At 68.5% G+C, this 16,739-nt stretch carries 16 protein-coding genes and 1 pseudogene; 8 read left to right on the plus strand and 9 right to left on the minus strand.

All coding sequences use genetic code 11. The features are described from left to right. Positions 1-232 precede the first annotated feature (232 nt). From AB0958_RS21670 to mce, 3 genes are all read right to left on the minus strand, one after another. Entirely contained in the window at positions 233-1,168 is a 936-nt protein-coding gene (locus AB0958_RS21670) for a cellulose-binding protein (protein ID WP_132888928.1), read from the minus strand. Between the two features lie 195 nt (positions 1,169-1,363). After that, positions 1,364-5,212, minus strand: coding sequence for a polarized growth protein Scy (gene scy / locus AB0958_RS21675; RefSeq protein WP_366892087.1), 3,849 nt, complete (start codon positions 5,210-5,212; stop codon positions 1,364-1,366). A gap of 222 nt (positions 5,213-5,434) precedes the next feature. Continuing rightward, complete coding sequence (gene mce, locus AB0958_RS21680; RefSeq protein ID WP_360246706.1) at positions 5,435-5,875, minus strand: methylmalonyl-CoA epimerase; 441 nt, start codon at positions 5,873-5,875, stop codon at positions 5,435-5,437. Positions 5,876-6,024: 149 nt separating this feature from the next. On the opposite strand from mce, the gene AB0958_RS21685 reads away from it, so the two are divergent. Both AB0958_RS21685 and meaB read left to right on the plus strand, forming a co-directional pair. Next, positions 6,025-7,233, plus strand: coding sequence for an acetyl-CoA C-acetyltransferase (locus tag AB0958_RS21685; RefSeq protein WP_366892088.1), 1,209 nt, complete (start codon positions 6,025-6,027; stop codon positions 7,231-7,233). 48 nt (positions 7,234-7,281) lie between these two features. Beyond that, complete coding sequence (gene meaB / locus AB0958_RS21690) at positions 7,282-8,238, plus strand: methylmalonyl Co-A mutase-associated GTPase MeaB (RefSeq protein ID WP_366892089.1); 957 nt, start codon at positions 7,282-7,284, stop codon at positions 8,236-8,238. Positions 8,239-8,270: 32 nt separating this feature from the next. On the opposite strand, the gene AB0958_RS21695 is transcribed toward meaB, so the two are convergent. Further along, positions 8,271-9,035, minus strand: coding sequence for an NTP transferase domain-containing protein (locus tag AB0958_RS21695; RefSeq protein WP_366892090.1), 765 nt, complete (start codon positions 9,033-9,035; stop codon positions 8,271-8,273). Between the two features lie 201 nt (positions 9,036-9,236). On the opposite strand from AB0958_RS21695, the gene AB0958_RS21700 reads away from it, so the two are divergent. From AB0958_RS21700 to AB0958_RS21710, 3 genes are read left to right on the plus strand one after another with little or no spacing between them, the layout of a single operon-like run. Beyond that, positions 9,237-10,154 (plus strand): hypothetical protein, encoded by a 918-nt coding sequence (locus AB0958_RS21700; protein WP_366892091.1) that lies wholly within the window; start codon positions 9,237-9,239, stop codon positions 10,152-10,154. A gap of 13 nt (positions 10,155-10,167) precedes the next feature. Further along, on the plus strand, positions 10,168-10,839 hold the full coding sequence (locus AB0958_RS21705) for a hypothetical protein (protein ID WP_366892092.1): 672 nt from the start codon (positions 10,168-10,170) through the stop codon (positions 10,837-10,839). After that, positions 10,829-11,476: an HD domain-containing protein gene (locus AB0958_RS21710; protein WP_366892093.1), complete on the plus strand. Its 648-nt coding sequence runs from the start codon at positions 10,829-10,831 to the stop codon at positions 11,474-11,476. Before AB0958_RS21705 ends, AB0958_RS21710 begins: the two co-directional genes overlap by 11 nt. A 66-nt stretch (positions 11,477-11,542) precedes the next feature. Here the strand turns inward: AB0958_RS21710 and AB0958_RS21715 are convergent, their stop codons facing one another. The 5 genes from AB0958_RS21715 to AB0958_RS21735 all read right to left on the minus strand — a co-directional run bounded on the left by AB0958_RS21715 (position 11,543) and on the right by AB0958_RS21735 (position 14,593). Continuing rightward, positions 11,543-12,019, minus strand: a complete 477-nt coding sequence (locus tag AB0958_RS21715; protein ID WP_360567338.1) for a MarR family transcriptional regulator — start codon at positions 12,017-12,019, stop codon at positions 11,543-11,545. A 92-nt stretch (positions 12,020-12,111) separates the two neighbouring features. Beyond that, the gene (locus tag AB0958_RS21720; protein WP_366892094.1) at positions 12,112-12,909 is read right to left on the minus strand and encodes an AIM24 family protein; all 798 of its coding nucleotides are present in this window, start codon (positions 12,907-12,909) and stop codon (positions 12,112-12,114) included. After that, a complete protein-coding gene (locus AB0958_RS21725; protein WP_366892095.1) occupies positions 12,906-13,556 on the minus strand; it encodes an AIM24 family protein in 651 nt (216 codons plus the stop codon). The genes AB0958_RS21720 and AB0958_RS21725 overlap by 4 nt, the downstream gene beginning before the upstream one ends. Position 13,557: 1 nt before the next feature. Further along, the gene (locus tag AB0958_RS21730; protein WP_358985359.1) at positions 13,558-14,190 is read right to left on the minus strand and encodes an AIM24 family protein; all 633 of its coding nucleotides are present in this window, start codon (positions 14,188-14,190) and stop codon (positions 13,558-13,560) included. A 76-nt stretch (positions 14,191-14,266) separates the two neighbouring features. Further along, positions 14,267-14,593 (minus strand): DUF6191 domain-containing protein, encoded by a 327-nt coding sequence (locus AB0958_RS21735; RefSeq protein WP_366892096.1) that lies wholly within the window; start codon positions 14,591-14,593, stop codon positions 14,267-14,269. Between the two features lie 134 nt (positions 14,594-14,727). Between AB0958_RS21735 and AB0958_RS21740 the strand changes: the two genes are divergently transcribed. The 3 genes and pseudogenes from AB0958_RS21740 to AB0958_RS21750 all read left to right on the plus strand — a co-directional run bounded on the left by AB0958_RS21740 (position 14,728) and on the right by AB0958_RS21750 (position 16,641). Beyond that, positions 14,728-15,072, plus strand: coding sequence for a DUF3817 domain-containing protein (locus AB0958_RS21740; RefSeq protein ID WP_358985278.1), 345 nt, complete (start codon positions 14,728-14,730; stop codon positions 15,070-15,072). Continuing rightward, positions 15,069-15,206, plus strand: a pseudogene (locus AB0958_RS21745) (thiamine-binding protein); the annotation flags it as partial. The gene AB0958_RS21740 and the pseudogene AB0958_RS21745, both read left to right, overlap by 4 nt. A gap of 19 nt (positions 15,207-15,225) precedes the next feature. Further along, positions 15,226-16,641 carry a recombinase family protein gene (locus AB0958_RS21750; RefSeq protein ID WP_366892097.1) on the plus strand — a complete coding sequence of 472 codons (1,416 nt, stop codon included), beginning with the start codon at positions 15,226-15,228 and terminating at the stop codon, positions 16,639-16,641. Positions 16,642-16,739: the final 98 nt, after the last annotated feature.

Raw genomic sequence — 16,739 nt, forward strand, 5'->3', positions numbered from 1 at the left:
TACCCCGCCGAGCTCCCCGAGAGCGCCCCCGAACTACCCAACGCCACCAACACAACGGCCGATTGATCGGCTACACCACGACAAGGGACACGACCGCGACCAGCCCCCACCGGCCCGCACGTCGGCGACGAGGACCAGCCCCCGGGACGACCGTCCCCTCCCGCGGTCCATGACGAAGGCCCGCACCCCCGAAGGGAATGCGGGCCTCGGTGTCGCCGGGTCTCGCCAGGTGTTACCGGGACTGCTGGGCCGGAACCCCGCGGGAGATCGGCTCGTCCTCGGTCGGCGAGCCGGCCGCGGCCACCGCGGCGCCCGTCAGCGTGGCCAGCATCTCGCGGACGTTGGTCAGCTGGGCGTTGATGCTGTCGCGACGGTTCGTCAGCGCGGCGAGCTCGCGCTCCGATTCCGAACGGATCCGGTCGGCCTTGGCGTTCGCGTCCGCGACGATGTCCTCGGCCTGACGCTGCGCCGTCTCGACGGTCTGACGTGCCCGGCGCTCGGCGTCCGTGCGCAGCTTCTCGGCCTCCAGGCGGAGCTGCTCCGCGCGGTGCTCGATCTCGGCGAGGCGCTTCTCGGCCTTCTGCTGACGGGACGCCAGGTCACGCTCGGACTGCTCACGCCGCTTCGCGAGGTTCGTCTCGAAGTCGGCGGCGGCCTGCGCGGCCTTCGCGCGGGTCTCCTCGAAGAGGGCGTCCGCCTCCTCGCGCTTCGACTGCGCGTCCTTCTGGGCCTCGGCACGCAGCTGCGACGCGTCGCTCTTGGCCTTCTCGACGATCCGGACGCCCTCGTCCTCGGCCTTGGACTTGCGCTCCGCAGCGAACGATTCTGCGTCGTTGCGCACCTGCTGGGCCGCCGACTCGGCGAGCTCGCGGTGCTGCTCGGCGGCCCGTCGGGCCTCCTCGCGCAGGTCCTTCGCCTCCTCCTCCGCGAGGCGGAGGATCTTCTCGACACGCGCGCCGAGACCCGCGTACGACGGCTCGGCGTCGGTCACGGCGGCCTGGGCGTTCTGCGTCTCGAGGTGGAGCTCCTCGATGCGCTTTTCCAGAGCGGTGATGCGGGCGAGAGCGCTGTCACGGTCGGAGACGAGCTTGGAGATCCGTTCGTCCACCTGAGCGCGGTCGTACCCACGCCGCACAAGCTCGAAGCCGTAGGGGGAAGTGTCGCTCATGGGTTTCCTGTCGAGTGAGACCGGTGAGGTGATAGGTGGAATCCTAGGGGCGAAAGCGGTGTGTCATCGAGCGGATGCGTGTTTGATCTGGAGAATGACACCCCTTTTGGGTGGCTGGCTATGAGATCGCTTGCCAAAGCCTCTGAGGACGAACCGGTCAAACACCACAGAACACTACAGAATCAACCCTGGTCGCTAGCCTTCTGACGACTTGCCACCCGATCGAGGGGCACCCACCGAACTGCCCGCCTTGACTCCGCCCTCCTTGTTGGCCGACGGGGCCTCGAAGGACTCCAACGCCTCCAGGACGTCCTGGACACGGGAGATCTCGCCGTTGATGTTCTCCCGCCGGCGCTCCAGGATCTCCAGCTCGCGCCGGCCCTCCTCGACGGTGCGCCGGGCCTCGCGGATCGCCTCGGCCTTGAGCTCCTCGGCCTCGCGGATCAGCGTGGCCTTCTTCTGCTCGGCCTCCTTGAGCAGCCCCTCGGCCTTCTTGACGGCGGCGATCCGGACCTTGCCCGCCTCGGAGTTGGCCTCCGAGACCAGGTCCTTGGCCTTGGCCTGGGCCTTGGCGAGCTGCTCCTCGGCGGCCTTGATGAGCGCGTCGCAGCGGTCGCCGGTCGACTTCATGGTCTCGGCGGCCTCCCGGCGGGCCCGCTCGTGCAGCTCCTCGATCTCGTTCGTGATGCGCTCGCGCAGCTCCTCGGCCCGCTCCCTTATGGCCGTGGCGTCCCGGCGGGCGCCGACGAGCAGCTCGTCCGCGTCCGTACGGGCCTTCTCGACCCGGGTGTTGCCCTCGACCGTGGCCTCGGACACCAGCCGGTCGGCCTCCTTGCGGGCCGCGCCCACCATGGTGTCGGCCTGCGCCTCGGCGTCCGCGGTGGTCTTGAGCGCCTGCGCCTGCGCCTCGGTGAGCAGCTTGTCCGCCTCGGCGGTCGTCTCGTTGATGAGCGTGTCGACCTGCTCGGCCACGTCCTGGCGCCGCTTGTTGGCGTCCTTGCGGGCCTCGTCGAGCGTCCGGTCGGCCTCCTCGCGGGCGGCGTTGACCATGCGCTCGGCCTCCGCCTCCGCCTCCGCCCTGAGCCGCTCGGCGTCGCTGCGGGTGCGGTCGGCGTGCAGCTGGGCCGAGCCGACCGTCTCCGCGGCCTCGGCGCGCAGCCGCTCCGCGTCCCCGGTGGCGTCCGCGATGAGCTTCTCCGCCTTCGCGATGGCGTCCGCGCGGACGCGGTCGGCCTCCGCGATGGTCTCGTTCTGGAGGAGCTCGGCCTCGTTACGGGCCTCCGTGATGAGGGTGTCGGCCTGGGTCGCCGCGTCCGACCGGATCCGGTTGGCGTCCTCCCGGGCCTCCGCCCGGGTACGGCTGGCGTCCTGGTCGGCCTGGGCGATGGTGTCGGAGGCCTCGGTGCGCACCCGCTGGGCGTGCGCGGACGCCTCCGAACGCAGCCGCTCCGACTCCGACATGGCGTCCGCGACCGTGCGCTCGGCGAGCGCCTTCGCGGCTTCCGACGCCTCGCCCGCCTCGCGCCGGATCCGGGTCGCGTCCTCGCTGGCCCGCTCCCGCTCGGCGTAGGCGTCGGCACGGACCCGGTCCGCCTCCTCCTCGGCCTCCCGCCGGGTACGGTCCGCGGCGTGCTCGGCGGCCGAGCGCAGCCCGGTGATCTCCTCCTGCGCCTGCTCGTGCAGTCCGGCGACCGAGTCCCGTACCTGCTGGGCGTGGAGTTCGGCGGCCGACACCATCTCGGTGGCCCGCCGGTCCGCCTCCTCGACCAGCCGTACCGCCTCGGCCTGCGCCTCCTCGACCCGGTTGCGGGCGGAGGCGAGCAGGTCCTCGCTCTGCTCGCGGGCCCGCTCCCGCTCCTGGTCGGCCTCCTGGCGGGCGGCACCGAGCAGGTCCTCGGCCTCGCGGCGGCGCCGGGCGGCCTCCTCCTGGGCCGCGGCCAGCGTCTCGGACGCCTCGGTGGACAGCCGCTCGGCGGCCGCCTGCGCCTCGGCGCGGACCCGGTCGGCGGTGTCCTGGGCCTCCTGCTTGAGCCGCTCCGCCTCGGCCGCGGCCTCGGACCGCAGCCGTACGGCGACGTTCTCGCCCTCCGCGCGCGACGCGGAGGCGTCCGCGGCGGCCTCGTCGCGCAGCCGCTCGGCCTCGGTCTCGGCCTGCTGCTGGAGGGTACGGATGCGTTCGGCGGCCTCGGAACGCAGCCGCTCCGTCTCCTCGGCGGCCTCCCGGCGGATCCGGCCGGCCTCCTCGCGGGCCTCGGTCAGCGACTGCTCGGCGCTCGCCAGCCGGTCCTCGGCCTCGCCGTGCAGCCGGGCCAGCTCCGCGGCGGCCTCCGCACGCCGGGCCGCCACGCCCCGCTCGGTCTCCTCGCGCAGCTCGGCCGCGGCCCGTTCGGCGTCCGCCTTGAGCGCCTCGGACTGCTCCTCGGCCTCCGCGCGGAGCCGGTCGGCCTCCTGCCGGGTCCGCTCCAGGGTCTCCTCGGCCTGCCGGCGCAGCGCGGTGGCGCGCTCGATGGCCTCGGTGCGGACCTTCTCGCTGTCGGCGGTCGCGGTCTGCCGCAGCTCGTCGGCGTCGGCCTTGGCCTTGGCGAGCAGCTCCTCGGCGGACTTGGCCGCCTCCTCGATCTGCTGCACGGCCTCGCGCCGGGCCTCGGCGCGGATCGACTCGCCCTCGGCGACCGCGTCGGCGCGCAGCTGCTCGGCCTCACCGCGCAGCCGGCGGGCCTCCTCCTGGAGCTCGACCGTCTTGGCGCGGTACTCCTTGGTGTCGTCCTTCGCCGTGCCCTTGAGCTGCTCGGCGATGTCGTGGGCCTCGGCGCGCAGCCGGTCCGCCTCGGTCTCCGCCTCGGTGCGGATCCGCTCGGCCTCCTCGGCGGCGGCCCTGGTGGTCCGCTTGGCCTCCTCGGCCGCCTTGTTCAGGACGTCCTCGGCGGTCTTGGCGGCCTTGGACAGCTGGGAGGCGCTCTCCTCGGCGGTGAGGGTGCGGGCCTTCTCGGAGGCCTCCGCGATGATCTTCTCGGCCTCGGCCTTGGCGTCCGTGACGATCTGCTCGGCGTCCGCCCTGGTGACCTCGGCGTCCTTGGTGGCCTCGGTGACCAGCCGGGCGACCTGCTCCTTCGCCGTCCGGGTGCGCTGCTCGTTGGTGGCCTCCGCGCTCGCCAGCGCCTTGGCGGCGGTCGCCTCGGCCTCCGCGACCAGCTTCTCGGCCTCCGACTGCGCCTTGCGCAGCGCCTCCTCGGCCTCGGCCATCCGCTGCTCGGCGGCCCGGCTCAGCTCCCCGGCCTGCCGACGGGCCGCGTCCGACTCCGTCGCGGTGGAGGTGCGCAGCTGCTCCGCGTGGTCGGTGGCCTCCTGGGCCTGGGTGGAGGCGGCGTTGAGCAGCCGCTCGGCGTCCCGGCGGGCCCGTAGCAGAATCTGCTCGGCCTCCGCGCGCGCCGCCTCGGTGTCGCTGGTCAGCCGCTGCCGGGCCTCGTTCGTCAGGCGCTCGGCCTCGGCGCGGGCCGCGGCCATGGCCTGCTCGGCCTCGGCGCGCGACTCGTCGAGCAGCCGGCGGGCCTGCGACTCGGTGCGCGCCCGCAGCTGCTCGGCCCACGCCACGTTCTCGTTGACGTGCGACTCGACGGTCTGCCGGCGTTCCGCCAGCTCCTGGTCCAGCTGCTGGCGGCGGGTCACCGCCTCCTGGTGCAGCTCGGACTGGAGCCGCGCGGCCTGCTCGGCGTGCTCCTGGAGGATCCGCTGGGTCTGCGCCCGCGCCTCCGCGGCCACCCGCTCCGCCTCCTGGCGGATCTGGTCGGCCTGCATCTGGGCGTTGCGGAGCATCTGTTCGGCCTGGTAGCCGATGTCACCGCCGTCGAACGCGGGCCGGGACATGATGGTGCGCCGCGCCTCGTGCAGCTTGGCGCGCAGCACCTCGACCTGGTAGCCGAGGTCCTCGGCATGCTGGATCGCCTTTTCCCGCTCGGTCTTCAGCCGCTTCATCTCGGCTTCGAAACGAGTGAGGTGGTCGACGTCAGCCGCCGGCTCTCGCTCCTGGCTCTCGTAGCCCCGCACTGCGCGGTCCCATCCGTCCCCTGGTCGCAACCTTCTCCGTACGAGCCCCGTCCATCCGCCGAACGGGGCCCCCGGGGAATGGTGTCAGATCAACGGCGGAGCACGGGCTGCTGCCCCGACGCTCGTCCCCCGAAACCCGGACCCCGGCATGCGGCCGCCCCGGCCCTGCGAACCTGCGAAGGGGCGACCGCCCCCAACCCTACCGGCCCATATGTACGAGGGTCAGTGCTCAGGTGACTCAACGGCCGCCGAAGTGACCAGTTCTGTCAGTACTCCGTGGCAATCCTTCGGATGCAGGAAGGTGATCCGCGACCCCATGGAGCCGCGCCGTGGCTCGTCGTACAGAACGCGTACGCCCTTGGAACGGATGTCCGCGGCGTCGGCGTCGACGTCCGCCGTACCGAACGCGATGTGGTGGACGCCCTCGCCGTTCTTCGCGAGCCACTTCCCCACCGCCGAGTCCTCCCGGGTCGGCTCGAGGAGTTGCAGGTAGGAGGCGCCTCCGTCGGACGTCTCGTTGATCTTGAGCATGGCCTCCCGCACGCCCTGCTCCTCGTTGACCTCGGTGTGGAACACCTCGAAGCCGTACGTGGCCCGGTAGAACTCGACGGTCGCGTCGAGGTCGTGGCAGGCGATCCCGATGTGGTCGATTCGCGTCAGCATGGATTCAGTGCAGCGCCACGGCGATGGTTACGCAACGTGCCAGCGATCACACTGACGGCCCGATGACGGCACGGAGTGCCACGCAATACATTCGAAGTAAACCCTCGTTCACTCCTCGGCAGTGCAGCCGGTAAGGGGAATCACCGCTCATGACTTCTGAAACTCCCGGCAGGCCCACCTCGGTGATCGTCGCGGGCGCCCGGACGCCCATGGGACGACTGCTCGGCTCGCTGAAGTCCTTCTCCGGAGCCGACCTCGGCGGCTTCGCGATCAAGGCCGCCCTCGACCGTGCGGGGATCGGGGGCGACCAGGTGCAGTACGTGATCATGGGCCAGGTGCTCCAGGCGGGTGCCGGGCAGATCCCCGCCCGGCAGGCCGCCGTGAAGGCCGGCATCCCGATGAACGTCCCGGCGCTCACCGTCAACAAGGTGTGCCTCTCCGGGCTCGACGCCATCGCCCTCGCCGACCAGCTGATCCGCGCGGGTGAGTTCGACATCGTGGTCGCGGGCGGCCAGGAGTCCATGACCAACGCCCCGCACCTGCTCCCGAAGTCCCGCGAGGGCTTCAAGTACGGCGCGATCGAGATGCTCGACGCGATGGCGTACGACGGCCTCACCGACGCCTTCGAGAACATCGCCATGGGCGAGTCCACGGAGAAGCACAACACGCGCCTCGGCATCCGGCGTCCCGAGCAGGACGAGTTCGCCGCCCTGTCCCACCAGCGGGCCGCCGCCGCGCAGAAGAACGGCATCTTCGAGGCCGAGATCACCCCGGTGGAGATCCCGCAGCGCAAGGGGGAGCCGGTCGTCTTCAGCAAGGACGAGGGCATCCGCGGCGACACCACCGCCGAGTCGCTGGGCAAGCTCCGCCCGGCCTTCACCCGCGACGGCACCATCACCGCCGGTTCCTCCTCGCAGATCTCCGACGGCGCGGCGGCCGTGGTCGTGATGAGCAAGGCCAAGGCCGAGGAGCTGGGCCTGCAGTGGCTCGCCGAGATCGGCGCCCACGGCAACGTGGCCGGACCGGACAACTCGCTTCAGTCCCAGCCGTCCAACGCCATCGCCCACGCCCTGAAGAAGGAGGGTCTGGGCGTCGGCGACCTGGACCTCGTCGAGATCAACGAGGCCTTCGCCGCGGTCGCCGTGCAGTCAATGAAGGACCTCGGCGTGTCCACGGAAAGGGTGAACGTCAACGGCGGCGCCATCGCCCTGGGCCACCCCATCGGCATGTCCGGCGCGCGGCTCGTGCTGCACCTGGCCCTGGAGCTCAGGCGCCGGGGCGGCGGGGTCGGCGCGGCGGCGCTGTGCGGTGGCGGCGGGCAGGGTGACGCGCTGATCGTGCGGGTACCGAAGGCCTGAGTACGTTTCGCTGAGCGAACGGAAGCGAACGGAGCGAACGGAGCTGTGATGCAGGACGTCTCCTCACTGGTGGCCCAGGCCAGGGAGGGCCGACCGCGTGCGGTGGCCCGGCTGATCTCACTGGTGGAGGGGGCGTCACCGCAGCTCAGGGAGGTGATGGCGGCGCTCGCGCCGCTGACCGGCAACGCCTATGTGGTGGGTCTGACCGGTTCCCCCGGGGTCGGCAAGTCGACCTCCACCTCGGCGCTCGTGACCGCCTATCGCAAACAGGGCAAACGAGTCGGCGTCCTGGCTGTCGACCCGTCCTCCCCCTTCTCCGGCGGAGCCCTCCTGGGCGACCGCGTCCGGATGTCCGACCACGCCTCCGACCCCGGCGTCTACATCCGCTCGATGGCCACCCGGGGCCACCTCGGCGGCCTGGCCTGGTCGGCACCGCAGGCCATCCGAGTCCTGGACGCGGCGGGCTGCGACGTGATCCTCGTCGAGACGGTGGGCGTCGGCCAGTCGGAGGTCGAGATCGCCTCCCAGGCGGACACGAGCGTGGTGCTGCTGGCCCCGGGGATGGGCGACGGCATCCAGGCGGCCAAGGCCGGAATCCTGGAGATCGGCGACGTCTACGTCGTCAACAAGGCGGACCGCGACGGCGCGGACGCCACGGCCCGCGAACTGAACCACATGCTCGGCCTCGGCGAGTCCCGCGGCCCCGGCGACTGGCGGCCGCCCATCGTCAAGACGGTCGCCGCCCGCGCGGAGGGCATCGACGAGGTCGTGGCGGCCCTGGAGAAGCATCGCGCCTGGATGGAGGAGCGGGGCGTCCTGACGGAGCGCCGGCTGGCCCGCGCCTCCCGCGAGGTCGAGACGATCGCGGTGACGGCGCTGCGCGAACGCATCGGCGACCTCCACGGGGACCGCCACCTGGGTGCGCTGGCGGAGCGCATCGTGGCCGGCGACCTGGATCCCTACCGCGCGGCGGACGAACTGGTGGCGGGCCTGACGGCGAGCTGAACACGGCTACGACCGCCGTGGGACGCGCCTTGTCAGGCAGGCTCACGATGCGTGCGGCACCGCTCTGGGGCGCGCTCGCCCAGAGCCCGGCAGACAACCCACAGATCCTGGCAGTCATCGACGTCGATTCCGAAATCTGTGTGGGTGATGCTGATCGATCCGGGCTCTCTCCGCGAGAACCGGGTCAGGAAATCCGAATCCCTCACGAGCGAATCGTAATTCGGATCTCCAAGCGCCTCATGCATGCCGGCCGAGCACCATCGCATTCCGGCATATCGCACGGAGGACGGCGTCACGGAGCGACCCGGCTTCTCGATCGCGTATCCTGACGGGCCGATGTCCCGTACGTATATGGGAGACCGGTCTTCGCCTGCAGGAGTCACCAGCAGATTCATCATGGTGGCCTGCCCGCTGTCGTCCCGTACGTGTTGCAGAAGTCCGGCCAGAGCGTTGTCCGACAGTACTGCGTCGCTGGTCGTCAGGACATGTTCGCGGCCGCCGATCTCCCGCACCAGGGCGCGCACTGCGTGGAGAGTTCCCCTCCTTGGGGTGTGCAGAACGGTCGATTCGAATCGGGAGTCCTCGGACAGAAGCGCATCGACGTCGTCCCTGTCGGGGCCGGAGGCGATCAGGACCTCTCGAATCCCGACCGAGCAGGCCTGGTCGAGAAGTCTTTCCAGGATGGTCTGCCGCCCGATCCTCAACAGGGCCTTGGGAACCTCTATACCGCATTCTCTGAGCCTCGTGCCCGCGCCGCCGGCCATGACGGCGAGCACGGGCGGTTGCAAGAAAGTCATCCCAGCCCCTGATGGTGACATTTCCCCCTAAAACATATGTTTCAGGGCGATGAGTACTTGCACTTTTCTGACTGCATGGTCGTGTTTGAGTGGAAACCTAGCGTTCCGGACCTCCGCTTGCTACTCTCCGTCCTTGTGACGAATGAGCCCGCTCCGGGATTCTTGCAAAGGATTTTGCAACGCCATTCGACTGGGATGCAAGTGCTGCTTCTGGCAGTGGTGACACTGGCCGCCGTCGGGCTTCTTTGGTGGGCTTCCGTACTGCATGCCTCGGCGGGTAAGGATTTCCTGAACGCGATTGCCACCGGGCTTCTAGTGTCTGCTGCTTTCGGTGTTGCGCAGTCGCTCCTGACCGGAAGGGTCGCGACGGAAGTTCTCAGGTCGTCGATCGTCGGCGAGGTGAGTCGGTCACTTTCCACCCTCAACAACACGTACTACCCGACGAACGAATTCGAGGCGTCGGTCGAGCCTTCGGTCTCCTTCAATCAGCTCCTCACCGCGGACCTCAATGAATCCTCGGTCTTCTGGTTCCGCGGGGTTTCGGCGAGGTATACCGCCGTGAGGCTGGAGCTCAACAGGAATGCCAACGTCCAGGCCAACCTGATACTCCCGGATCCTGCTGTCGCCACGTCGATCGACGGCAGAGTCGACTATCTTTATCGGCAAGGGGTTTACCCGGGCAAGAGTGTCGAGGAAATCAGGTCGACCGTCAGTCGCGATATCAGGGTGGGGCTGGTCGGCCTCATGGAGGCGTGCAGGCGCTGCTCGTCCATTCAGCTCATACTCACGCCGACTCCACTCCTCGACCGCTACGAGATCTTCCGGAACGCCATCTGGGTCACCATGTTCAGCGCCAAGGGGACAGGGCTCGTTTTTCCCAGAACGCTGCGCTTCCAGGAGAACTCCGTCATATACCGGATGCAGGAGGCCGAATGCCTGCAGACACGACATCATCCGGGTGTTCGGGTGCTGGAAATACCGAGACTCTCCAGTGATCGGGAATTCATGGACTTCTATGAAGTGGTCACGGGGGCTCGGATTTCATCGCAAGGAATGACGGAGTTGCGGGAGGCGTACAGAGAGTTCGCCTCGGGTTTTCGAGTCAAGGCCGACCTCTAGGGGAGACTGGGACATGAGCGGGGAATTTCTGGGGCGGATCATCGGCAGAGTGGGGTCCTGCTCGGCGGACATGACCGTCCTGGAGCTGCAGGAGATGTGGCAGGAGGTAATGGCTTCCGGCTCGTCCTCCGAGCGGTTGCTGGCCGATTTCGGTAGTCTGCTCCGCGATGAGCGATGGCGAGCAGCACTGGTCGGGCAATCTCGAGAGACGGCGACTCATTACGTCTGGACGCTTGCCGCCGGCTTCGCCGGTCATCCCAGACTCTGCATACACGAGTACAAGAGCCGGACGGAGACCGGGTCCGGCCATGCCAACACCATTCACAATCATCGCTACGATTTTGTGAGCCATATCCTCCGCGGCGGTTACACGCACGAGGATTTCTCGGTGGAAGGCACCGGAAGACCGCTGGCGGACTGGGGTGCCCCAAGCCTGGTCTGTACTTCCCGTCTCGCGGCCGGTCAGGGAATTCTCCTGGAGAGTCATGAATTCCATCGGGTCACGCATATCAAGGACAGCACCTTCACCGCCGTTCTGAAGACGGCGTCCAGGAGGGATCACAGCGTATCCTTCTCGGCGCCGGACCGGGCGCCCGCACGGCACTACCCTCTGCCCGTCCGGGCTCGCCTACTGATGAAAAGACTTACTCTCGACGAGAGCGGGGCTCAGTCCAGTGGACCTTGACGAGTCATTTGCCGCCGAATTGCGCGAAAAAGTGCATGCCCTGTACGCGCGGAAGGTGGGTGACGTCCCATTCCACGGCTGGCATCACGTGAAGTTCGTCTCCGCCAAGGCATGTGAGTTCGCTCCTGAGTTGGGAGCCGACGTCCTGCTCGTGTATATCGCTGCCCTCGTGCACGATGTGAATTACCTGATCGACGTCCGTACGGACGCGAGCGGCGGCTCGGAGTTGCGCCGCAAGATCCTCGGGGAGTCCGGGGCGTCCGACGCGCTGGTGGACAGGGTCGAGCGGATCGTCCTGGAGGCGGAGATCCAGTCCCGGACCTCGGACATCTCCCCGGAGGCGAAAGCATTGAGCGATGGAGACACCCTGTTCAAGGCGCTGCCCGTCACACCCGTGATTCTCGCCCCTCGGTACATGAAAGAGACCGGCCGGGACCTCCGGGAACTCGCGAACAAGATCGTCGACGAGCAGGTCCCCCTTAATGACCAGGGCATCTACTTCTACGCCGATTCAGCGCGGGAGCGCTATCGGGTCTGGGCTGAGACGGGCCTCAACCTCTGGCGGCACATCCTCGACTCCTTGGATGATCCGGCCATCCGCGACCTGGTGGCGTCCGTGGCAGCCCTCGAGGGCTGACAGTGCTCTGTCTGCGGATGGTGTGCCGCCCGCCGTGCGGGCGGCACACCAGGACGCGTCAGGGCGTCAGGGCCTTCCGCGCTGCCCGCGCAGGTGTTCCGCGATGGGCTTCAGGCCCTTGTCCAGCTCCATGAGTGCCTCCGGCGACAGCAGGTCGATGAAGTGCCGCCGCACGGAGGCGACATGATGTGGCGCCACCTTCTTCATGGTCTCCATGCCGTGCTCGGTGAGGACGGCGTACAGTCCGCGGCGGTCCGACTCGCAGTTCTCCCGGCGGACCAGGTTCGCGTTCTCCATGCGGGTGATCTGGTGCGAGAGCCGGCTCTTGGACTGGAGCGTGGCGGACGCGAGGTCGCTCATGCGCATCCGGTAGTCCTCGGACTCGGACAGGTTCACCAGGATCTCGTAGTCGTTCATCGTCAGGCCGAAGGGCTGCAGATCCTTTTCGAGCTGGTACGTCAACAGCCTGTTGACCTCCAGGTGGGTGCGCCAGGCGCACTGCTCCGCATCGGTCAGCCAGCGCGTGGCCGTCTCGGTCTCCATGAATGAAGTCTACCTAAAATGTTGAAAGGCGAACTAGTGAGGGTGGTGTGACTGTGCGCACGCGTTCGAGGTCACACTCCGCAGACTACCGCTCACAGCCCGAAGCGACGCTGGAGGTCCCCCAGCTGTCCGGGAAGGCGCGGTGTGCCCTGCTGCTGTGGCGGCCCGGTGAAAGGGCCTCCCCCACCGGGTACCCCGGGCTCGTGCGGAACCGCTCCCGTGGCCTGCTCCGCCATCAGGGTTTCGGTGGACTGGAGCAGGACCGTGCCGGCCCCCACGAACTCGAACTGGTGCTCTTCCCCGGAGGCCCCGCCGAGGCCCGTCATCGCACGTAGACCGCCCATCACGCCGGTCAGGTAGGCGTGGTCGTAGTGGTGGCAGGGGGAGGGGCAGTCGGCCCATCCCACCAGGGCCTGCGGGTCCACCCGGATCGGCGGTTCCATGAACACCACCGGACCGTTGGACGCGGCCACAAACTTTCCGGTTCCGATAAGGGTCAGAAAACCGGGAACGATGGACTGCTTGAGCGCAAGACTTGGCTGAAAAGCGAGCAGATTGCCGGAGCGAATGGTCAGGTTGCCGTCGTCCAGGTCATACGAATTGACGTCGAAGGCCCGGTCGGCGAGGAGCATCCGGCCCGAGCCCGCCGCCACCACCCAGTCGCTCGCGTGCAGAGGCGAATGGAAGGAAGTGCGGACCAGACGGTCGAGGCGGCCGTGTCCCACGCCGTTGAAGTCGATCGAGCCGTAGTAGGCGATCATCTTCCCCTTCTGCAGGAACCACTGGCTCCCCTTGAGCTCCACGCAGAAGGTGTACTTGTTGACGTTGTCGTCGACGGGCAGCGTCATGGGGTCGTGCACGACCGGTCCGGCGGCACCGTATCCACTCACAGCTTCTCCTCCGAGGCCTGCACGTAGACCATCCCGTTGCCGCTGAGCTCCAGCTGGAACGCCTCGCCGGAGCCGCGGCCCACCATGTCCCGCCAGCCGAGCGCCGTCGACAGCTTGTTGCGGACGTCGCCGTGGTGGGCGACGTACGCCTGGGGGTCGACGTGGACCGGGCGCTGCGGGGTGACCGGGATCTCGAAGACCCCGCCGTGCGCCATCACGGCGACCGCGCCGTGACCCTTCAGGGTGGTGGTGAACAGGCCCTGCCCCGTGACCTGGCCGCGCACCATGCCCATCACCCCGCCCTGCGAGCCCATGAACATCGTGCCCTGCTGGAGCGTCCCCTCGAAGGCCAGCAGCCGGTCCGCCTCGACGTAGAGCGTGTCGCCGGTGAGGGTGATGACCTGGACGTGATGGCCGCCGTGCCCGAAGAAGACCGTGCCGCTGCCCTCGACCGTCATGAGCGGGGTCGCCTCGCCCGCGACCCGGCGGCCGAGCATCGACATCACCCCGCCCTGGCCGCCCTGGATGTTGGGGGTGAAGGACACGTCGCCCTTGTACGCGAGCATCGCCCCGCGCTGACTGAACAGCCGCTGCCCGGGGACGACGGTCGCCTCGACCATCTTGGAGTTCACCTCGCGCAGGGCCATCTCAGACGTCCCCCGCGATCGTGTTCCGCTCGCTCGGCTGTACGTACACCAGGCCGTCCCCCTCGAACCGGATCTGGAAGGCCTCGCCGCCGCCCTCGCCGAGGAAGGTGCGGAACGTCACACCCGACTGGAAGGACTGGCGGAGGTTGCCCTGGTGGGCGATGTACGCACCGGGGTCGACGGTCAGCGGGTACTGCGCGCTCACCCGGAGCACCACCGCCGGGCCGTCCGACATGATGGCGGCCTGGCCGTGGCCCTCGACCGTCGTCGTGAACAGGCCGTTGCCCTGGGAGGCGCCGCGCAGGCCGGTGAACGTGGTGCCGGTGCGCAGGCCGGCGTCGGTCGCCAGCAGGTTGCTGGACTCGACGTACAGCTTGTCGCCCTGGAGGCCGACCAGGTTGATCTCGGACGCCCGGTCCGCGAACCAGCACGTCCCGTGCCCCTTCACCTCCATCACCGTCATCTGCTCGCCGGTGAGCCGCCGGGTCACCATCCCCCGCAGCCCCTCACCACCGCCCGTCATCTTCTTGAACGTCATCTGCCCGTCGTACGCCACCATCGAGCCGTTCTTCGCCTTCACGGCGTCCCCGGTCATCTCGACGGCGAGCACCTTGCTGCCCTGGAGTCGGAACATCGCCACGCAGCGAAGGTAGCCGCAGCCCGGCACCGGCGACAGGTCCCCCGGGTGGACATCGACCCGGATCCTTCCCCTAGAAGGTCGGCCGCCGCTCCCCGGGCAGCCGGATGACCGCCGTGCCGGCCGTCGGGTCGACGGTGGACCTCGGGGGCGCACCGTCCTCCTCGTCGTCGCGCAGCACCAGCGAGCTCTGCCGCTCCTCGAGCTCGTGCTGCTGGCCCGGGGAGAGCGCCGCGTGCAGCTGCTCGAAGCCGGTCGCGGAGATCTGGCCCTGCCGTGCCGCGTTCCGCCAGGGCAGTATCCCGGCCCGTCCGGCCCGCAGCGGCAACTGGTCCGCGAAGGCCAGGGCCGTGAGCACCACCACCAGCCCCGGCAAGGTCATGAAGAAGACGAACTGCACCGCCCGGCACCCCCTCGGTCCGGGGACCCGGCTTCCCACCCCCGCGCCGGGCGCGTGAGGCTTCTTGGCACAATGGGGGAACGTTTGTGCTCGCGTTCACAAAGAGTGGACGTCTCTCCCACCGAAGGTGACCCGTGGACATCAAGACCGCCACCGCCATCCGCCGCCTGCGCCTGGTCTCCGCCCCGGAGGCCGTCTCCTTCCTGATCCTCCTCGTCTGCTCGGTGCTGAAGCGGACCACGGACTTCAACGCGGTGCCCGTGATGGGCGCGGTCCACGGTGTCCTGTTCATCCTGTACGTGATCTTCTGGGCCGACGCCTGGAACCGCACCAAGTGGTCCGCGAAGACCGCGGCCCTCTACTTCGTCCTCTCCGTGCTGCCGACCGGCGGCTTCTTCGCGGAGCGCAAGCTGCGCCGCGAGGCCGAGGACGCGGTCATCGCCGCCCGCGCGCGCAACGAGGGAGTGGTGAACGCATGATCGTCGCCTTCTCCGTGACGCCGCTGGGTGTCGGCGAGGACGTGGGGGAGTACGTGGCCGACGCCGTCCGGGTCGTACGCGAGTCAGGGCTGCCGCACCGCACCGACGCCATGTTCACCTCGATCGAGGGCGAACTTGGGTAGCCTTGAGTACATGAACCTTCAAAGCGCAACCGCAGTAGCCAACGGCCAGCGTCCCGACGTGGCCGCTTACCTCCGGCTCAGCCGAGAGAACGAAGACAGCGCCAGCATTGAAACCCAGCGTGCCGCCGTAGCCCGCTGGTGTGAACAGAACGGCTATGACCCCGCCTCGGTCATTGAGTACATCGACTCTGGCGTATCCGGCGCCAAAGCCCTGGAACAGCGCAAGGGCATGCACCAGCTCATGAGGGACCGACCGGCCGTTGTCATCGCGTGGAAGCTGGACCGGTACGCGCGGAGCGTCTCCGAATTCCTGCGGCTAGTGGCATGGGGCGAGGCACACAACGTGCGCATTGCCACGACGGACAACGCAATCAATACCGGTACCCCTACCGGCCGAATGGTCGCCGTAGTCCTCGCAGCGCTGGCCGAATGGGAACGCGAAATGATCCGGTCCCGAATTCTCGACGGACACGCCACCCGACGCGCCCAAGGTCGCTGGAGTTCTGGCCGGGCCCCGTACGGATATCGAATCGTCCGACGTGATGGCGCCGCATACCTGGAAATCGAGCCGGAACAGGCGGAGCGAATTCGAGCCGCAGTGCGGAAACTCATTTCCGACGATGGAACTGTTGCCGGAACAGCGCGAATGGTCGACCTCAGCGAACCGCAATGGCGGAGGCTCATAAAGTCGGTCACCCTGCGAGGCCAGCGCGAAAGCAAGGGAAAGCTCGTATGCGGCCCCGACGGAGTGACACCAGTCCAATTCGCGGAACCGATCATTTCCGCCGCTGAGCGCAAAGCAATTCAGGCGCGCCTCAAGGCACTTGCGACCGGCGAGGACCGCGCAGCACGGAGTGAAACCCCGCTGTGCGCCGGAATGGGGCAGTGCTACAAGTGCGACGGCCCGTTGAACGGCGGCACCAGCGGCGCAGGAGTGAAGCTGTATAAGTGCAAGCTTGGCCACGTCACGATCTACGCCGAGACACTCGACAAGCGGGTTGAAACGGAGTTTCTCCACCGGTTCGGCCGGGTGGCTGAGTACACCGTGCGCCTTGAGGGTGGCAACGACCTGTCAGACGCCATGACCGAGGCCCAGGAACAGGCAGCACGGATCGCAGCGAGCATCGCGACGGCCGGACCGCTCATGCTGGCCACGCTGGAGGAGAAAGCCGCAGAACTGGAAGCCGCATACGCCGCGCTGAGGGCCGCACACGACCCTGACGTACGGGAAGTGCTGGAACCCACCGGAAGGACGCTAGGGGAGGCTTGGGAGACCGACACGGGCGCACGGGCGGGAATGCTGGCGGACGTCGGCCTCTCCGTCGTACTGCACCCCAAGAGCCGCGCCGATCGGCTGGAAATTCGCTGGGCCAGCGGAGGCGAGGACTACGCGCTGACTGAGTACGTGGACTACTTGGACGCGTGACGCCCATCACGTAAGGCAGACCTAAGGGCCCCGGAACATCCATAGTGATCCGGGGCCTTTTCACATGTGCACATAGTTATCCACAGGCGGCCTGTGGA

The organism is Streptomyces sp. NPDC006655 (assembly GCF_040703965.1).
GTDB lineage: Bacteria > Actinomycetota > Actinomycetes > Streptomycetales > Streptomycetaceae > Streptomyces.

What these genes read in the sequence shown, in the direction of transcription:
- AB0958_RS21670 (WP_132888928.1), bottom strand. Translation starts at nt 1,168, where the DNA reads ATGAGCGACACTTCCCCCTACGGCTTCGAGCTTGTGCGGCGTGGGTAC.
- mce (WP_360246706.1), bottom strand. Translation starts at nt 5,875, where the DNA reads ATGCTGACGCGAATCGACCACATCGGGATCGCCTGCCACGACCTCGAC.
- AB0958_RS21685 (WP_366892088.1), top strand. Translation starts at nt 6,025, where the DNA reads ATGACTTCTGAAACTCCCGGCAGGCCCACCTCGGTGATCGTCGCGGGC.
- meaB (WP_366892089.1), top strand. Translation starts at nt 7,282, where the DNA reads ATGCAGGACGTCTCCTCACTGGTGGCCCAGGCCAGGGAGGGCCGACCG.
- AB0958_RS21695 (WP_366892090.1), bottom strand. Translation starts at nt 9,035, where the DNA reads ATGACTTTCTTGCAACCGCCCGTGCTCGCCGTCATGGCCGGCGGCGCG.
- AB0958_RS21705 (WP_366892092.1), top strand. Translation starts at nt 10,168, where the DNA reads ATGAGCGGGGAATTTCTGGGGCGGATCATCGGCAGAGTGGGGTCCTGC.
- AB0958_RS21715 (WP_360567338.1), bottom strand. Translation starts at nt 12,019, where the DNA reads ATGGAGACCGAGACGGCCACGCGCTGGCTGACCGATGCGGAGCAGTGC.
- AB0958_RS21725 (WP_366892095.1), bottom strand. Translation starts at nt 13,556, where the DNA reads ATGGCCCTGCGCGAGGTGAACTCCAAGATGGTCGAGGCGACCGTCGTC.
- AB0958_RS21730 (WP_358985359.1), bottom strand. Translation starts at nt 14,190, where the DNA reads ATGTTCCGACTCCAGGGCAGCAAGGTGCTCGCCGTCGAGATGACCGGG.
- AB0958_RS21750 (WP_366892097.1), top strand. Translation starts at nt 15,226, where the DNA reads ATGAACCTTCAAAGCGCAACCGCAGTAGCCAACGGCCAGCGTCCCGAC.